General features: G+C 54.3%; 15 protein-coding genes. 14 read left to right on the forward strand and 1 reads right to left on the reverse strand.

Going from position 1 to position 13,838, the window contains the following annotated elements:
* The first annotated feature begins 297 nt into the window (after window positions 1–297).
* The 6 genes from AAAH10_RS02530 to AAAH10_RS02555 all read left to right on the forward strand — a co-directional run bounded on the left by AAAH10_RS02530 (window position 298) and on the right by AAAH10_RS02555 (window position 7,078).
* Window positions 298–1,140: a uracil-DNA glycosylase gene (locus AAAH10_RS02530; RefSeq protein ID WP_343560219.1), complete on the forward strand. Its 843-nt coding sequence runs from the start codon at window positions 298–300 to the stop codon at window positions 1,138–1,140.
* Between the two features lie 170 nt (window positions 1,141–1,310).
* Entirely contained in the window at window positions 1,311–3,221 is a 1,911-nt protein-coding gene (locus AAAH10_RS02535; RefSeq protein ID WP_343560221.1) for a lytic transglycosylase domain-containing protein, read from the forward strand.
* Complete coding sequence (gene moaB, locus AAAH10_RS02540) at window positions 3,208–3,747, forward strand: molybdenum cofactor biosynthesis protein B (RefSeq protein ID WP_343560223.1); 540 nt, start codon at window positions 3,208–3,210, stop codon at window positions 3,745–3,747. Before AAAH10_RS02535 ends, moaB begins: the two co-directional genes overlap by 14 nt.
* Window positions 3,748–3,833: 86 nt before the next feature.
* Entirely contained in the window at window positions 3,834–5,231 is a 1,398-nt protein-coding gene (locus tag AAAH10_RS02545; RefSeq protein ID WP_343560225.1) for a cation:proton antiporter, read from the forward strand.
* Window positions 5,188–5,898 (forward strand): ribonuclease HII, encoded by a 711-nt coding sequence (gene rnhB / locus AAAH10_RS02550; RefSeq protein WP_343560227.1) that lies wholly within the window; start codon window positions 5,188–5,190, stop codon window positions 5,896–5,898. Before AAAH10_RS02545 ends, rnhB begins: the two co-directional genes overlap by 44 nt.
* An 88-nt stretch (window positions 5,899–5,986) precedes the next feature.
* Window positions 5,987–7,078 (forward strand): site-specific DNA-methyltransferase, encoded by a 1,092-nt coding sequence (locus tag AAAH10_RS02555; protein ID WP_343560229.1) that lies wholly within the window; start codon window positions 5,987–5,989, stop codon window positions 7,076–7,078.
* 100 nt (window positions 7,079–7,178) lie between these two features.
* Here the strand turns inward: AAAH10_RS02555 and mutY are convergent, their stop codons facing one another.
* Window positions 7,179–8,246: an A/G-specific adenine glycosylase gene (gene mutY / locus AAAH10_RS02560; protein WP_343560231.1), complete on the reverse strand. Its 1,068-nt coding sequence runs from the start codon at window positions 8,244–8,246 to the stop codon at window positions 7,179–7,181.
* Window positions 8,247–8,403: 157 nt separating this feature from the next.
* Between mutY and AAAH10_RS02565 the strand changes: the two genes are divergently transcribed.
* From AAAH10_RS02565 to AAAH10_RS02600, 8 genes are all read left to right on the forward strand, one after another.
* The gene (locus AAAH10_RS02565; RefSeq protein WP_343560233.1) at window positions 8,404–9,195 is read left to right on the forward strand and encodes a DUF721 domain-containing protein; all 792 of its coding nucleotides are present in this window, start codon (window positions 8,404–8,406) and stop codon (window positions 9,193–9,195) included.
* Between the two features lie 151 nt (window positions 9,196–9,346).
* On the forward strand, window positions 9,347–9,964 hold the full coding sequence (locus AAAH10_RS02570; RefSeq protein WP_343560235.1) for a thioredoxin domain-containing protein: 618 nt from the start codon (window positions 9,347–9,349) through the stop codon (window positions 9,962–9,964).
* Between the two features lie 166 nt (window positions 9,965–10,130).
* A complete protein-coding gene (locus AAAH10_RS02575) occupies window positions 10,131–10,481 on the forward strand; it encodes an AtpZ/AtpI family protein (protein ID WP_343560237.1) in 351 nt (116 codons plus the stop codon).
* A 27-nt stretch (window positions 10,482–10,508) separates the two neighbouring features.
* Window positions 10,509–11,219: a F0F1 ATP synthase subunit A gene (locus tag AAAH10_RS02580; protein ID WP_343561320.1), complete on the forward strand. Its 711-nt coding sequence runs from the start codon at window positions 10,509–10,511 to the stop codon at window positions 11,217–11,219.
* Window positions 11,220–11,316: 97 nt separating this feature from the next.
* On the forward strand, window positions 11,317–11,541 hold the full coding sequence (locus AAAH10_RS02585; protein WP_343560239.1) for a F0F1 ATP synthase subunit C: 225 nt from the start codon (window positions 11,317–11,319) through the stop codon (window positions 11,539–11,541).
* Between the two features lie 90 nt (window positions 11,542–11,631).
* Window positions 11,632–12,129, forward strand: a complete 498-nt coding sequence (locus tag AAAH10_RS02590; protein ID WP_343560241.1) for a F0F1 ATP synthase subunit B family protein — start codon at window positions 11,632–11,634, stop codon at window positions 12,127–12,129.
* Window positions 12,129–12,611, forward strand: a complete 483-nt coding sequence (locus AAAH10_RS02595; RefSeq protein WP_343560243.1) for a F0F1 ATP synthase subunit B family protein — start codon at window positions 12,129–12,131, stop codon at window positions 12,609–12,611. The genes AAAH10_RS02590 and AAAH10_RS02595 overlap by 1 nt, the downstream gene beginning before the upstream one ends.
* A 196-nt stretch (window positions 12,612–12,807) precedes the next feature.
* Window positions 12,808–13,836, forward strand: coding sequence for a DUF1835 domain-containing protein (locus tag AAAH10_RS02600; RefSeq protein ID WP_343560245.1), 1,029 nt, complete (start codon window positions 12,808–12,810; stop codon window positions 13,834–13,836).
* Window positions 13,837–13,838 lie beyond the last annotated feature (2 nt).

Raw genomic sequence — 13,838 nt, forward strand, 5'->3', positions numbered from 1 at the left:
GTCCAACACTATGCAGAAAAACATCTTTGGTTCTGCATGAAAAAGAAGACGCTTTTTCTGAATGAAAAAAAACCTCTTTTTTTCACGACTAAAGACACTGCACAAACTTGCCTGTTTTAGCAATATCATTCTTGTTATCCGTGCCCATAAGAATTCTTTTGCCCAATTGCGACAAGACTTAGATATTTTGTATGCAAGCAGGCTTTCACAGCCAAAAAGATCCCGGAAACCGGATGTTCCGCCAAATGCTTCAAGGATGCCCTTTGCTCCCGGAACTGAATCCCTTATAAGAAAGTCATGTCTGAACATTCGCCCCTCGAGAACCTCTCCAAAGACGAGATCGCAGAAATGCTGCACGCCCTGCAGTGGCAGCAGGACATGGGTATTGACGAGAACATTTCCGAAGAAGCCGTCAATCACTTCGAACTCTCGAAACAGCAGGCAGAGGAACTCGCACAAAAGCGCAAGGCCAGAGCAACCCCCAAGCAGCTTCGCCCGATCAAGGACATGGAAGCAGCCCAAAAGGCCCAGTCCCTTGCAGACGTGGTCAGGCAGGCCGAAAAACTGGCCCGGGAGGCAGGCACCCTCGCAGAGCTGAAAGAGGCCCTTGAAGCCTTCGAAGGCTGTTCCCTGAAGAAAACAGCGTCCCACACGCTTTTTGGCCAGGGGCCAGAAAACCCGCCTGTCATGATCCTGACCGGTGCTCCCCGGGCTGATGAAGACAAGTCGGGCGAACCGGTCGCGGGGAAATCTGCCGAACTTTTAAGGCGCATGCTGATTGCAATCGGGCAAAAGCGGGAAGACTTCTATGTCAGTCCGACCCTGTTCTGGCGCCCCCCCGGTGACAAGAAAGCAACAGCCCAGGACATGGCTGTTTGTGTTCCCTTTATCAAAAGACAGATCGAACTTGTTTCTCCTGATGTCCTGTTTTTGATGGGAGAGGTCAGCGTTCGCGCCCTGCTCGACACAGAGACAACCCTTCTGAAGTCGCGAAACAAGTGGCATGAACTCCAGATTGGCTCAACGACAATACCGGCCCTGACATCCCTGTCACTGGATCATCTGATGAACACACCACGCCAGAAAGCACTGGCATGGGAAGACCTGAAACGGTTGAGAGACAAAATCCGATCCACGTGAACAACAGCTCCGGCCTCCAAAAAGACAACAGAAAAACTGTTTTTTGTCACGTTAACCATCTGTTGTTTACATTGAAATTAAGATAAATACCCAAAGCACTCCATAAAACGTCTGTGACCGGAGAGACAACAGCTCCGGCACAGAAACAAAAAGTTGCATTGGGATCATTCATGCCGCCATTTTTCTTTCTCTGCAGACTGGCACTGCCCCTGCTCGCAAAGCTGCTTCTGCTTGCCTCCCTGTCAGCAGTTCAGGCATCGGAAACGGAAAAGAAACAGGCTGATGCCCAAAGCAGTTCTTCCCTGTTCCCAGACAGCTCTCTCAAAACCCTGTCCTACAGCGGCAGGGAGCAAGTCGAGCTGCCATCTCCGCTGGGTGAGGCTGACGTCAAGCTCTACAAGCGCCTGTTCGCACTGGGAGAGCAGGGTCGATGGCCGGAAATTGACAGCAAGCTGGACAGGCTCGAAAACCCGGTTCTTCTGGGACACCTTATGGCCCAGCGTTATCTGCACCCCTTTGCCTATCGCTCCGGATACAAGGAGCTCAAGAGCTGGATGGAGCAACACGCCGATCATCCCCAGGCCGCAACGATTTACAAGCTGGCTCTCCAGCGCCGCCCAAAAAACCACACCTACCCCCGCAAACCGGAAAAGCTGAAGGCACAGGCCTCCAATGCCTATGGCAAAACCTATCGCTACCGTCCCAATCGCAAGCTTTCGAAGGCCGACAGCAAGAAAGCGCAGCGCCTCAGCCGTCAACTGCGCTGGAACATCTACAACCAGCGCCTCAGCATCACGGAAGACGTTCTCAAAAAGGCAGAAACCAGAAGGCTTCTGGATCCTGTCGAACTGAACCAGCACAAGATGGCTCTGGCCGCAGCCTGGTATCATCTCGGCAGGGACGAAAAGGCCTACCGCTTTGCAAAGGCGGCTACTGTCTCGGAAAAATATCTGCCCATGAGCCACTGGACTGCAGGCCTTGCCGCCTGGCGCATGGAAGAATTCGAGCAGGCCGCACAACATTTCGAAGCCATGGCCCGCGCTGAACGCCTTGGCAGCTGGAACAAGGCCGCAGGTGCTTACTGGGCTGCGCGCTCGGCACTCAAACTGAAGCAGCCGGAGAAGATCAGCTCCTGGCTTCACAGGGCTGCAGGCTATCCGCGAACCTTCTATGGCCTGCTCGCCAGAAAAACCCTTGGTCTGGATATCGATTTTCACCACAGTGCAAGCCAGCTTGAGACCGCAGGAGCCCTTGCAAGCCATGACGCCTTCCTGCGTGTTGCCGCCCTCCTTCAACTGGATATGGAAAAGTCCGCCCGGGAAGAACTTTCCCTGCTGTCACGCCGCGTTGAGCAGGAAAACATCCCGACCCTGATCGCTGTCGCTGAACAGTCAGGTTTCCCGAAAATTGCCTTCAGACTTGGGGCACAGCTTGCGGCCAGCGAAGGGGACGAACGCGATCCGGCCAACAACTACGGCCTTGTGGAAAAGGCCCTGTTCCCTGTTCCCGTCTGGGAACCCCGGAACGGCTACAATCTGGACCGCGCTCTCATCTATGCCTTCATGCGACAGGAATCAGGCTTCAATCCCGACGCCAAAAGTCCGGCAGGAGCGCGCGGCCTTCTCCAGCTGATGCCGGGAACAGCCCGTTATATTTCGGAGGGAACCCCTTACAATGGCAAGGATCGCTCGGAGCTTTTCAAGCCGGACATCAACCTCTTGCTGGGGCAGAAATACATTGCCTATCTGCTGGAACACAAAAGCGTCGAAGGCAACCTTGTCAAGCTGATGGCAGCCTATAACGGTGGTCCGGGCAATCTTCTGAAATGGGTCCGCGAAACAGAATTCAATGATGATCCCCTGCTCTTTATCGAGAGCATTCCCTCACGGGAGACCCGCATTTTCATCGAACGCGTTCTGACCAATCTGTGGATCTACCGCGCACGCCTGCGACAACAGAACCCTTCCCTTGAGGCTATCGCTTCGGGAGAATGGCCTCTATACCGTTCTGTAGATCTGGCCATAAACAGAACCGGATCCACGTCAGAAGAAAAAGAGGTCGCAAGCCATGTCAAAAATTGATTCCGATCGCGAATTCCTTCCCGTCAACATCGCGATTGCCACCATCTCCGATACCCGCACCCTGGAAAACGACAAGTCCGGCAATCTCCTTGAAAAGATGATCACCGAAAGCGGTCACACCATTGTCGAGCGCAGGATTGTCAAGGATGACAAGGAGGCGATCGTTGAAATGCTCCGGGGGTGGATTGCTGACAAGAAGGTTGATGCCGTTATCACGACTGGTGGAACAGGCCTGACCGGACGCGACACAACGCCTGAAGCCTTCAAGGACGTTATCGAAAAGGAAATCGAGGGGTTTGGCGAGCTGTTCCGCTGGCTGAGCTACAGCAAGATCGGCACCTCGACAATCCAGAGCCGTGCACTGGGAGGACTGGCGCACGGAACCTACCTCTTTGCCCTGCCCGGCTCTCCGGGAGCCTGCAAGGACGGCTGGAAGGACATTCTGGAAGCACAGTTCGATGCACGCCATCGTCCCTGCAATCTTGTCGAACTGATGCCCCGCCTTCTGGAACATCTGCCCGGTTGAACGGAAAGAGCCTTGCCATAATTCAGCCAAGGTTAAAGCCTTCTCTTTCCACAGGATTTTTCTCTGTCTTGTGATAAGCTTGGACCATGACTGATCACGGCTCTGCCCTTACTCTCCTTGCGATAACTGTTCTTGGTGCCCTGGCTTGCGGCATTTTCATGCGACAGGCCAGACAACCCGCTGTTCTGGGCTACATCATTGCCGGAATGCTTCTCGGCCCGGCTGGCTTTGCCTTTGTCGAGGATCGCGAATCAACAGCCCTTCTTGCAGAGATGGGCGTTCTGCTGCTGCTCTTTGTGATCGGCATGGAGCTTTCCCTCCGCGGCATCAAAGAGGTCTGGAAAGTCGCCCTGGTTACAACGGCCATGCAGATTGTCGTCGGGCTGGGAGCGATGTTTGCCTTCGGGCAGCTCTTTGACTGGAGCACGGAAACAAATATTGTTCTCGGCTTTGTGGTCGCACTTTCAAGCACAGCCGTTACGGTCAAGATGCTCGAGGACATCAATGAACTGAGCACACGTGTCGGGCAGATCACCATTGGCATTCTCATTGCCCAGGATCTGGCCGTTGTTCCCATGATGCTGATTGTCAGCTCCATGGGTGGTGAGGACGGCATTCCCCAGGGCGCCATGGTCAAGGTCGGCCTCTCCGTCGTCCTGCTGGTTGTTCTTCTGGCCTGGCTCAGCAAAAAGCGGGGACTTCGCCTGCCACTGGCCCGGGCAATCGGAGACAACCACGATCTCACCCCTCTCTCCGGTCTGGCCTTTTGTTTTGGCGCAGCCGCCCTGTCCGGTCTTCTGGGGCTGTCTGCCGCTTACGGTGCCTTTCTGGCCGGCCTTGTGATCGGGAACTCTTCCAGCCGCAAGGTCATGCTCAAGCATGTTCAGCCGATTCAAAGCATTCTGCTGATGGTTTTTTTCCTCTCCATCGGCCTGCTTCTGGATCTGGGATATATCTGGGACAATCTGGGCACTGTCCTTCTGATCGTGTTCTTTGTTGCCGTCTTCAAGACAGCCCTGAACATCGGCCTCATTCGCCTGCTGGGTGAGAACTGGCCCCGTTCCATTCTCTCCGGTGTTTTGCTGGCCCAGCTGGGAGAGTTCTCCTTCGTGCTTGCCGCTCTGGGCGTGGGCAGCGCAGTGATCAGCGATGAAATCCACCGCCTGATTGTCGCGGTTACAGTCATTTCCCTTGTCATCAGCCCTTTCTGGATTGCAACAGCGCGCCGCCTGCACCTCATTGCACAGCTCGGCATCACCTCCGGTCGGGAAACCATGCGTCTGACGTTCGGTGCAGAGTTCCAGAGTTTCTGGAGCACACTGCTGCAAATCGAAAACCGGATTTTCTCCATTCTTCGCAAGGCAGGAGAGCGCTTGCCGCCACTGCCCGCACGACTGAACAGGCACAAAAACAACGAGACACAGAAAACAGGCCAACGGGATGACAGTCCGGAAAACGAGACAACAGACACAGGAAAGCCCTGATTACACCGAGGAGCAGAGTGTTCTGCAAAGTCTGGACGTACCGGCTCTGGTGATCGGTCTGGACGAAGCCGGACGCGGTCCCTGGGCCGGCCCCGTTGTTGCGGGTGCTGCCTGGCTGAACCCGCAGGACTGTCCCCAGGATCTTCTGACGCAACTCAACGATTCCAAAAAGCTCTCTGCAAAGCGCCGGGAAAGCCTCTTTGAAAGAATGGAGGAACTCTCTTCAGAAGAGAAATCTCCTCTGCTCTGGTCCACCGGATCAGCCTCGGTTGAGGAAATCGACGAGATCAACATTCTCCAGGCTTCCTTCCTGTCGATGCGTCGCGCAAAAGACGCCCTGCTGGAACAGCTCGGTCTTCGCTTTCCGAATCACAAGGTTCTGGCTCTCGTCGATGGCAACAAGGATCCGAATCTGTCCCTGCCGGTTCGCACACTGGTCAAGGGCGACGGCCGTTCACTCTCCATCGCTGCCGCTTCGATCTGTGCAAAGGTTCTCAGAGACAGGGAAATGTCACATCTGGCAGAGCTCTATCCCGGCTATGCCTTTGAAAAGAATCAGGGATACGGCACGAAGGATCACCAGAACGGACTCGCAAAACTGGGCGTTTGCCCGGCTCACAGACTCACCTTCCGCCCCGTAAAAGAGCGACTCGAGGTAAGCAATTGACTCTCTTGACTCTTCCTTAAAAAAAAACTTGACCACGACTCCGTGAAGATTCAGGATAGGGACTCGGAGTCAAGAGGAGTTTTTTTCTGTGAAAACCAACACTATTCATGTGGGCGATTGCCTGGACATTCTGAACGCGCTTCCAGAAAAGTCCGTCGACATGGTTTTTGCAGACCCACCCTATAACCTTCAGCTGGGTGGAGACCTGACACGACCGGACAATTCACGCGTTGATGCTGTTGACGACGACTGGGACAAGTTTGAATCGTTTCGTTCCTACGACGAGTTTTCATGGCGATGGCTGCGCGCTGTGCGCCGCGTCCTGAAAGACAACGGAACCATCTGGGTTATCGGCAGCTACCACAACATCTACCGCGTTGGCAGTCTCCTGCAGGATTTGAACTACTGGATGCTCAACGATGTCATCTGGCGCAAATCCAACCCGATGCCGAACTTTCGTGGCCGCCGCTTTACCAATGCCCACGAGACCCTTCTCTGGGCAGCAAAGGGCAAGGAAAGCAAATACACCTTCAATTACGAAAGCATGAAGGCGCTGAACGAAGATGTTCAGATGCGCAGCGACTGGTGGATGCCGATCTGCAATGGCGGAGAGCGCATCAAGGACAAGGATGGCAACAAGGCCCATCCGACCCAGAAACCGGAAGCACTGCTCTATCGCGTGATCATGGCTTCGACAAAACCCGGTGACGTTGTTCTTGATCCCTTCTTCGGCTCGGGAACAACCGGCGCCGTTGCCAAACGTCTGGGCCGCCAGTACGTCGGCATTGAACAGAACGAAGGCTACGCCCAAATTGCCGAGGAGCGCATCACAAAAGTCCAGCCGCTTGAAGATGTCAATGTTCTGCAGACGCCCCAGAAACGCGAGCAGCCTCGCGTTGCCTTTGGCAGTCTGGTTGAGCGAGGCCTGCTGGAACCCGGTACGGTTCTTTACGGCCCCAAGAAAAAATTCAGCGCCAAGGTGCGCGCCGACGGCACCCTGATCGGCATTGAAGACAAGGTCCAGGGTTCCATTCACAAGGTTGGCGCAACACTGCAGGGCGCAAGCGCCTGTAACGGCTGGTCCTTCTGGCATTTTGACCGGGAGGGCGAACCGGTTTCCATTGACGTGCTTCGCCAGAAGGTCCGGGAGGAAATGGCTGCTTCAGCCAAAGCCCAGTAACAGCGCGCCTGAAAACAGGACAAAAGACCGAAAACAGCAAAACCCGCTCCCTTGCCGAGCGGGTTTTGCTGTTCCTGTTCTCCGGAGCAGGTATATCTGTCTAGATTTTCGCGAGCTTGAGTATCTTCTTCATCACGGTCGGCAGGGAAAGTTCGCCCAGCGTTTTGCGATCAGCCCAGAAAGCAGAGCCTGCCAAATGTTTTCGGTTGAAAGCATTTTCCTGATTTTCATCGACCAAATGACGCACCGCGACGGAAATTTCAAAGTCAAAATGGGTGAAGCTGTGCCGCGCAATCCCGTTCAGTCGCTCCCAGGGGCCACTTTGCTCAAAAAGGGTATCAGGGACAGCATCCCCTTCCAGCCAATCCCCGGTCGGGACCTCTGTCATGCCTCCCAGCATGCCCTTTTCATCACGCCGCCTGAGAAAAACCGCAGTGTCCGTCGCAACAACATAGGCCCAGGTTCGCTTTGTCGGCTTGGGCTTTTTCTTTTCCTTGAGAGGATAGCGCAACACAGTCCCCTCCCTCTGCGCCTGACACCCCTCAAGAACAGGACAGAGCACACAGGCGGGATTTCTGGGCGTACAGACCGTAGCCCCCAAATCCATAAGAGCCTGCGCATAGTCTCCGGCCCTTTGATCCGGTGTCTTGTCATCCGCCAGAAGGCGAATCGCCTTACGCGCCTTTGGAAGCGTCTCTTCCAGAGCGTGTTGCCGGGTTATGACCCGCTCAACATTGCCATCCACAACGACAGCACGCTGCCCGAAAGCAATCGAGGCGATTGCCGCAGCTGTGTAAGCCCCGACACCCGGCAGCTTCAGAAGCTCACTTTCCATTGCAGGGAAAAGGCCACCGTGCTCCTGAACGACAACCTGCGCACAACGATGCAGGTTCCGGGCGCGGGCGTAGTATCCAAGTCCGGCCCAGGCCGCCAGCACATCATCAAGCGGTGCTGCGGCCAGATCAGCCACCGTTGGCCAACGCTCCGTAAAGTTTGCAAAATAGGGTTTCACAGCAGCAACTGTTGTCTGCTGCAGCATGATTTCGCTCAGCCAGACCCTGTAGGCAGGCGTCCGTTCTGCCCTGCCCGGCGGCATCCTCCAGGGGAGTTCGCGGGCATTGTGATCGTACCATTCCAACAGTTTTCCGGAAAAAGCTTCCGATCCCATAGCAACAGAGTCCTCATCCTCACTGACAGGGGGCCAAAAGGGTCTTATACTTGACCCGCACTCTTTTCCAACCAGCCCAGCCTGAATGCGCACAAGAATGGTCTCAAAAAGCACAACAAACAACAAAAAGCCTGCCAGCACCCTCAAGCTTTTCAACATGATCAAGCAACAGTGGGAGACACTGGCCGGTCCCGACATGGCCCTTCTTTGCAAACCAGTCAGTGTCAGCGCAACACGCGCAACCGGTACAGCCCACCGAAAGGAGAAAGAGGGACAGCTCGCGCTGGTGATTGAGCTCTCCCCCTTTGCAGGCGGAATTTTTCCCGAACTGGAAAAGAGCCTTCCCCTGCGCATCAATGCCCAGTTCGGTGAAAAGCTCATCAGTCACCTTGTTCCCGTCGCACCACCCAAAGGCAAGGAGATTCCGGAAAAGACGGAAAAGGTTCAGCGCAACGCCGCCTCCCTGATGAAGCGCAGAAACGGTTTGCGCGCCATTGCCAGCAACCTGCCCCGAATCACAAAACAGGCGACAGGCAAACGCAAAATGGCGGGAGCCGACATTCTGCAACACTGGGAGGCCATTGTCGGCAAAGCGCTTTCCTCTCAGTGCCTCCCTCTCAAGTACACGCCCCCGAAAGGCCTGAGCGACTTCGGCAGCATCACAATGAAAGTTGATCCGGCGGTTGCCATGGAGATCCAGTACCAGGAACAGGTGATTATCGAGAAGATCAATCGCTTCTTCGGACACAGGGCCGTTGGAAAGCTGAACCTGATTCAGGGCCGCTTTACAGGCCCCGAAGACAGCAAACTCCCGCAGCTCAGACAGCTTTCAGGCGCAGAGAAACTGACCATTGAAACCGAACTCTCGGACGTGCCTCACGATCGCCTGCGCGAAGCCATGATCAGGCTGGAAAGCACGCGACGCGCCCAAAAGCCCGGCAAAAAGTAAGCCTGGTGTCATTCCGCGCCCCAATAACGCCTTTTTTATTTAGCATCCATATGACTGACCTTTAATGTTGGGGACAAGCCCTCCATCTGTTCGGAGACACTCTGGCTGAATGGCTCGTCCGTCAGCCTTGTATTTCGGGAATTACAAAACAATGATCAACAGACGTTCCTTTTTGAAAGCAGGTTCCGCCCTTGCGGCCTTCCCATTCGCCCTTGGCGGCTTCTCCGGCACCTCCCTTGCCCAGGATGGCGCCATTACAGACCAGGACCGCATTCTCGGCGATCCCGAGGCCCCCATCACAATTATCGAATACGCTTCCCTGACCTGTCCGCACTGTGCAAATTTCCATGCCACAGCCTACAAGGATCTGAAGAAGAACTGGATCGACACCGGCAAGGTGCGCTTTGTCTATCGTCACATGCCGCTTGATCAACTGGCGACAGTCGGCTCCGTTGCCGCAGAGAGCCTTGATGACGACAACAGATTCTTTGGCCTGATCACCTATCTCTTCCAGACACAGGACACCTGGGCACGCTCACAGAATCCCCTTGAGGAAATGAAGAAGATTGCGCTTCTGGCCGGCGTCTCCAACGAGCAGTTTGATGCTGCACTCAAGGATCGCGAACTGATTGATCGCGTGATCAATCAGGCCCGTGAAGGCGCCGCTGCTTTCAATGTGAACTCCACCCCGAGCTTTGTTATCAACGGCAAGCTCTACAACAATATGTCCTATGAAGACTTTAACGAGGTTCTCGAAGACCTCTCCTGATTTGCGCACGCATTTCGCCCCCCTGTGAAACTGACAAAAACAGGTGGTGATTCAGGCTTGACAGTCACTGTTCAGTCCACGTATGTTTCGCCCGCGTTTATTATGTTCTGTCGCATCTGTATCTTTTTCCGGAAGGTACACGACAGTTTCACAGGGGGGCTTCTTTATGTCTGGAGAAAACGACAGACAATCCCTTGATGAATTGTCGGAAAAGTTGCGCGCCGCCAAGTCCAGACAGGATCAGGCGCAGCAGCCTTCGGGGAATTCCTCCGCAGCTGCGACAGGAATGGCAATCGGCTTTCGTATTGCCGTCGAAATAATGGCTGCTCTGGCTATTGGTTTTGGAATTGGTTATTTTCTGGATCAATGGTTGGGTACAAAGCCCTGGTTGATGATTCTTTTCTTCTTCCTGGGAATTGGTGGCGCTTTCATGAATGTCATGAGAGTGGCACGGCAACTTGAAAACAAGAAAGAGTTTGCAAAAGGTAACTCCCCAGCAGACTCCAGTGAAAAATAGAGGGACAGTTTCGTGGCCGGTTCACCTATGGATCAGTTCAAGATCAGCACTCTTAAAGAGATCTCTGTTGCTGGTCTGGATATCTCCTTCACCAACTCTGCCGTCTTTATGGTTCTGGCTGTTGCACTGGTGAGCATTTTTCTGATCGCGTCCACCTCCGGTCGCGCCCTGATCCCTGGTCGTTGGCAGTCTGCCGCTGAAATGTGTTACGAGCTTGTTGCCAACATGCTTCGTGACAACGTCGGTTCAGCAGGTCGCGCCTACTTCCCGTTTGTTTTCACTGTCTTCATGTTTATCCTTTTCGGCAACCTGCTTGGTCTGATCCCGGGTGCCTTTACCTTCACAAGCCACATCATTGTGACCTTTGCTCTGGCAGCAGTCATCTTTGTCGGTGTGACTTTCATCGGGTTTGCCCGTCACGGTTTCGGCTTCCTGCGCCTGTTTTTCCCCCACGGCGCGCCACTGTGGACAGCGGTCATTCTGGTCCCGATTGAACTGGTTTCTTATCTTTCCCGTCCAATCAGCCTTTCTGTTCGTCTCTTTGCGAACATGGTTGTAGGGCACGTTCTCCTGAAGGTGATCGCAGGCTTTGTTGTTCTGCTGGGTATCCTCGGGGTGGTTCCACTGGCTTTCCTGGTCGGCATTACCGCTCTGGAATTCCTGGTTGCTGCGCTGCAGGCCTACATCTTCACTATCTTGACCTGCATCTATCTTCACGATGCGATCCACCTTCACTAAGGTTCGTTTCTTTCGAAGAGCAGGGTTCATCAAGATCCCTCACTTTAATCCTATCCTGTCTTATGACTTATATCTTCAGCGTTAAAGGAGCTGGAAAATGGAACTCGAAGCTGCAAAAATGATTGGTGCTGGCCTGGCGACACTCGGTATGATCGGTGCCGGTGTAGGTGTTGGTAACGTATGGGCATCTTACTTCCAGGCCATCGCGCGCAACCCGGCAGCAAAAGACGAAATCGGTGCATCTGTATGGATCGGCTTCGCGGTAACAGAGGCGGTTGCCCTGTTCGCTCTGCTGGTTGCCCTGATGGTTCTGTTCGGCTAATCCAGATTCAAGCTCTGGCGGGTCAAGACTCAACGTCCCGCCAGAGTTTTGTTTTTCTGATCCAACAACCACCACGGGGCTAGCTGCACAATGCCACAGTTTGATCCATCGACCTGGACCAGCCAGCTCTTCTGGCTGATTGTTACATTTGGCGTGCTGTACTTCTTGATGGCTCGCGTTGCCCTTCCTCGTCTGACGGCGATTCTGGAAGAGCGTGAGAACAAAATCAGCGGTGATCTGGAAAAGGCCGAGCGCCTGAAACAGGAAGCCGAGGAAGTTCTCGCGGACTATCAGAAAGCGATTGCGGAAGCCCGCTCTTCTGCCTCTTCCCTGCTGAAGGAAGCTTCTGATGACATCGCGGCTCTCTCCGCGGAACGTCAGGCTGCCTTTGACGCCGGTCTGAAAGAAAAGACAAATGAAGCCGAAGCACGCATCAACGATGCCCGTGCCGAAGCTCTGACGTCTCTCAAAGACGTTGCGGCAGATGTTGCAACAGCAGCAACAACAAAGCTGCTTGGGACCGAGGTTCCGAAAGTTCGCGTCACACGCGCGGTTGAAGAAGCCGTTGAAAAGCGAGGTGAAGCCTGATGCTAGCAAGTACAACATTCTGGGTTGGCGTCGCGTTCTTTGCCTTTCTGGCACTTGTTGTTGTCAAGGGTGGCAAATCCATTCTCGGCATGCTCGACGCCCGCAGTGATGCCATTCGCAAGACACTGAGCGAAGCTCAGGATCTGCACGAGGAAGCACAGAAGACACTTGCAGAGTACAAGCGCAAACAGCGCGATGCTCTGAAAGAAGCAGAAGACATCATCGAGCACGCCAAGGCCGAAGCAGCCCGCCTGCGCAAGGAAGCAGAAGCTGAACTGGAAGTGACACTCAAGCGTCGCGAACAGCAGGCTGCTGACAAGATTGCACAGGCTGAAGCTGCTGCCTTGCAGGAAGTTCGCAATGCTGCTGTTGATGTTGCCATGGCGGCAACACGCAATCTGCTTGAAACCAACATGAGCAAAGCCAAAGGCAAAGCTCTGCTGGATGAAGCCATCGAAGAACTGCCCGGCAAATTCCACTAGAATTTCAGGCGGTCTTCCGACCATAGCGAAAGCCGATCCTTTCAGGGTCGGCTTTTTGTTTGTCCGCAACTTTCCCCTGTCTCGTGACAGAAAACAGTCACTGACTTGTCGTTCAAATAAAACTATTCTGTTTTCCTTCATCTAAGCTGGACTGAAAAATGTCCCCGGCTCCCCACCTTCAGGAACTGACTGAAAAATGAGCGAAGAAAAAGTACTCCATATCCGTTGTGGCAACGACATCGAACAGACCCTCGGCGAAGCGGGATTTGATGGAGACTTTCTGGAATTTTCCGATCCTGTCTTTCTGGGACCGGTTCGCCCCGACAAGCAGTTGCGCAACAAAAACAACAGCGACAGTTTCCTTCGAACCAGAGCCGAGTTCCTTGGTACAGCCCTCGGCTTTCCCGTCGGGGAAACCTATGAAAAGCTGGAAGAACAAAACAGGGGACTGTCAAAGGTTCACGACTATGACAAGATCATCCTCTGGTTTGAACACGACTGCTATGACCAGATGATCCTGATCTGCCTCCTGTCCTGGTTCTATGGACGCTACAAGGTCTGGCAAAAGCTGCACCTGCTGTCCATTGACCACTTTGAAGGCATCGAACACTTCAAGGGCTTTGGCCAGTTGAACCCGGCACAGCTGGCTTCACTGAAAGGGCAGGAAAAAAAGCTGAACCTGAAACAGCTGAGTGTTGCCTTTCACAGCTGGACAGCCTACTGCAACGGTGAACTTGACCGCCTCTGGACACTTGTGCATGAACAGGAGCCCTGTGCTCTCCCCTTCCTTCCAGCCGCCCTGCAACGCGCTCTGGAAGACCGCCCCTGGACCAGTGACGGTCTCAGCAGGACCCAGCGCCTGATCCTGCAAAGCCTTGCCGACAATGACACCCTGAAAACCCCTGTCGAGCTTTTCGGGCAGCTCTCCGGAGGGACAAACGAAATCCTGCATCTGGGCGATGCCATGTTCTGGCCCATGCTCTTCTCCCTGACACAGGGAGACAGGCCCGCCATCCATCCTGTCGAGGGCTATGCTCCCCTGGAAATGGCAGCGGATCATAACCTGCTCAAAACTGTGGAGCTAAGGCTGACCGAATTCGGACAGCAGCTTCTGTCCGGTGAAGCATACTGGCCAAACGGCGACAGTCTCAATCTGAATGACTGGCACTGGGACGAACAGGCAGAACAGCCCGTTCCTGCCATCGACAGTTCACTCAAACACTAAGG

The sequence above is a fragment of the Carbonatibacter coralli genome, from assembly GCF_039592655.1.
GTDB lineage: Bacteria > Pseudomonadota > Alphaproteobacteria > Kiloniellales > Kiloniellaceae > Carbonatibacter > Carbonatibacter coralli.

Excerpts from the sequence above, each read along its gene's own strand:
- AAAH10_RS02530 (WP_343560219.1), top strand. The coding sequence starts at position 298 with ATGTCTGAACATTCGCCCCTCGAGAACCTCTCCAAAGACGAGATCGCA.
- AAAH10_RS02535 (WP_343560221.1), top strand. The coding sequence starts at position 1,311 with ATGCCGCCATTTTTCTTTCTCTGCAGACTGGCACTGCCCCTGCTCGCA.
- moaB (WP_343560223.1), top strand. The coding sequence starts at position 3,208 with ATGTCAAAAATTGATTCCGATCGCGAATTCCTTCCCGTCAACATCGCG.
- AAAH10_RS02545 (WP_343560225.1), top strand. The coding sequence starts at position 3,834 with ATGACTGATCACGGCTCTGCCCTTACTCTCCTTGCGATAACTGTTCTT.
- rnhB (WP_343560227.1), top strand. The coding sequence starts at position 5,188 with ATGACAGTCCGGAAAACGAGACAACAGACACAGGAAAGCCCTGATTAC.
- mutY (WP_343560231.1), bottom strand. The coding sequence starts at position 8,246 with ATGGGATCGGAAGCTTTTTCCGGAAAACTGTTGGAATGGTACGATCAC.
- AAAH10_RS02565 (WP_343560233.1), top strand. The coding sequence starts at position 8,404 with ATGATCAAGCAACAGTGGGAGACACTGGCCGGTCCCGACATGGCCCTT.
- AAAH10_RS02570 (WP_343560235.1), top strand. The coding sequence starts at position 9,347 with ATGATCAACAGACGTTCCTTTTTGAAAGCAGGTTCCGCCCTTGCGGCC.
- AAAH10_RS02575 (WP_343560237.1), top strand. The coding sequence starts at position 10,131 with ATGTCTGGAGAAAACGACAGACAATCCCTTGATGAATTGTCGGAAAAG.
- AAAH10_RS02580 (WP_343561320.1), top strand. The coding sequence starts at position 10,509 with ATGGATCAGTTCAAGATCAGCACTCTTAAAGAGATCTCTGTTGCTGGT.
- AAAH10_RS02585 (WP_343560239.1), top strand. The coding sequence starts at position 11,317 with ATGGAACTCGAAGCTGCAAAAATGATTGGTGCTGGCCTGGCGACACTC.
- AAAH10_RS02590 (WP_343560241.1), top strand. The coding sequence starts at position 11,632 with ATGCCACAGTTTGATCCATCGACCTGGACCAGCCAGCTCTTCTGGCTG.
- AAAH10_RS02595 (WP_343560243.1), top strand. The coding sequence starts at position 12,129 with ATGCTAGCAAGTACAACATTCTGGGTTGGCGTCGCGTTCTTTGCCTTT.
- AAAH10_RS02600 (WP_343560245.1), top strand. The coding sequence starts at position 12,808 with ATGAGCGAAGAAAAAGTACTCCATATCCGTTGTGGCAACGACATCGAA.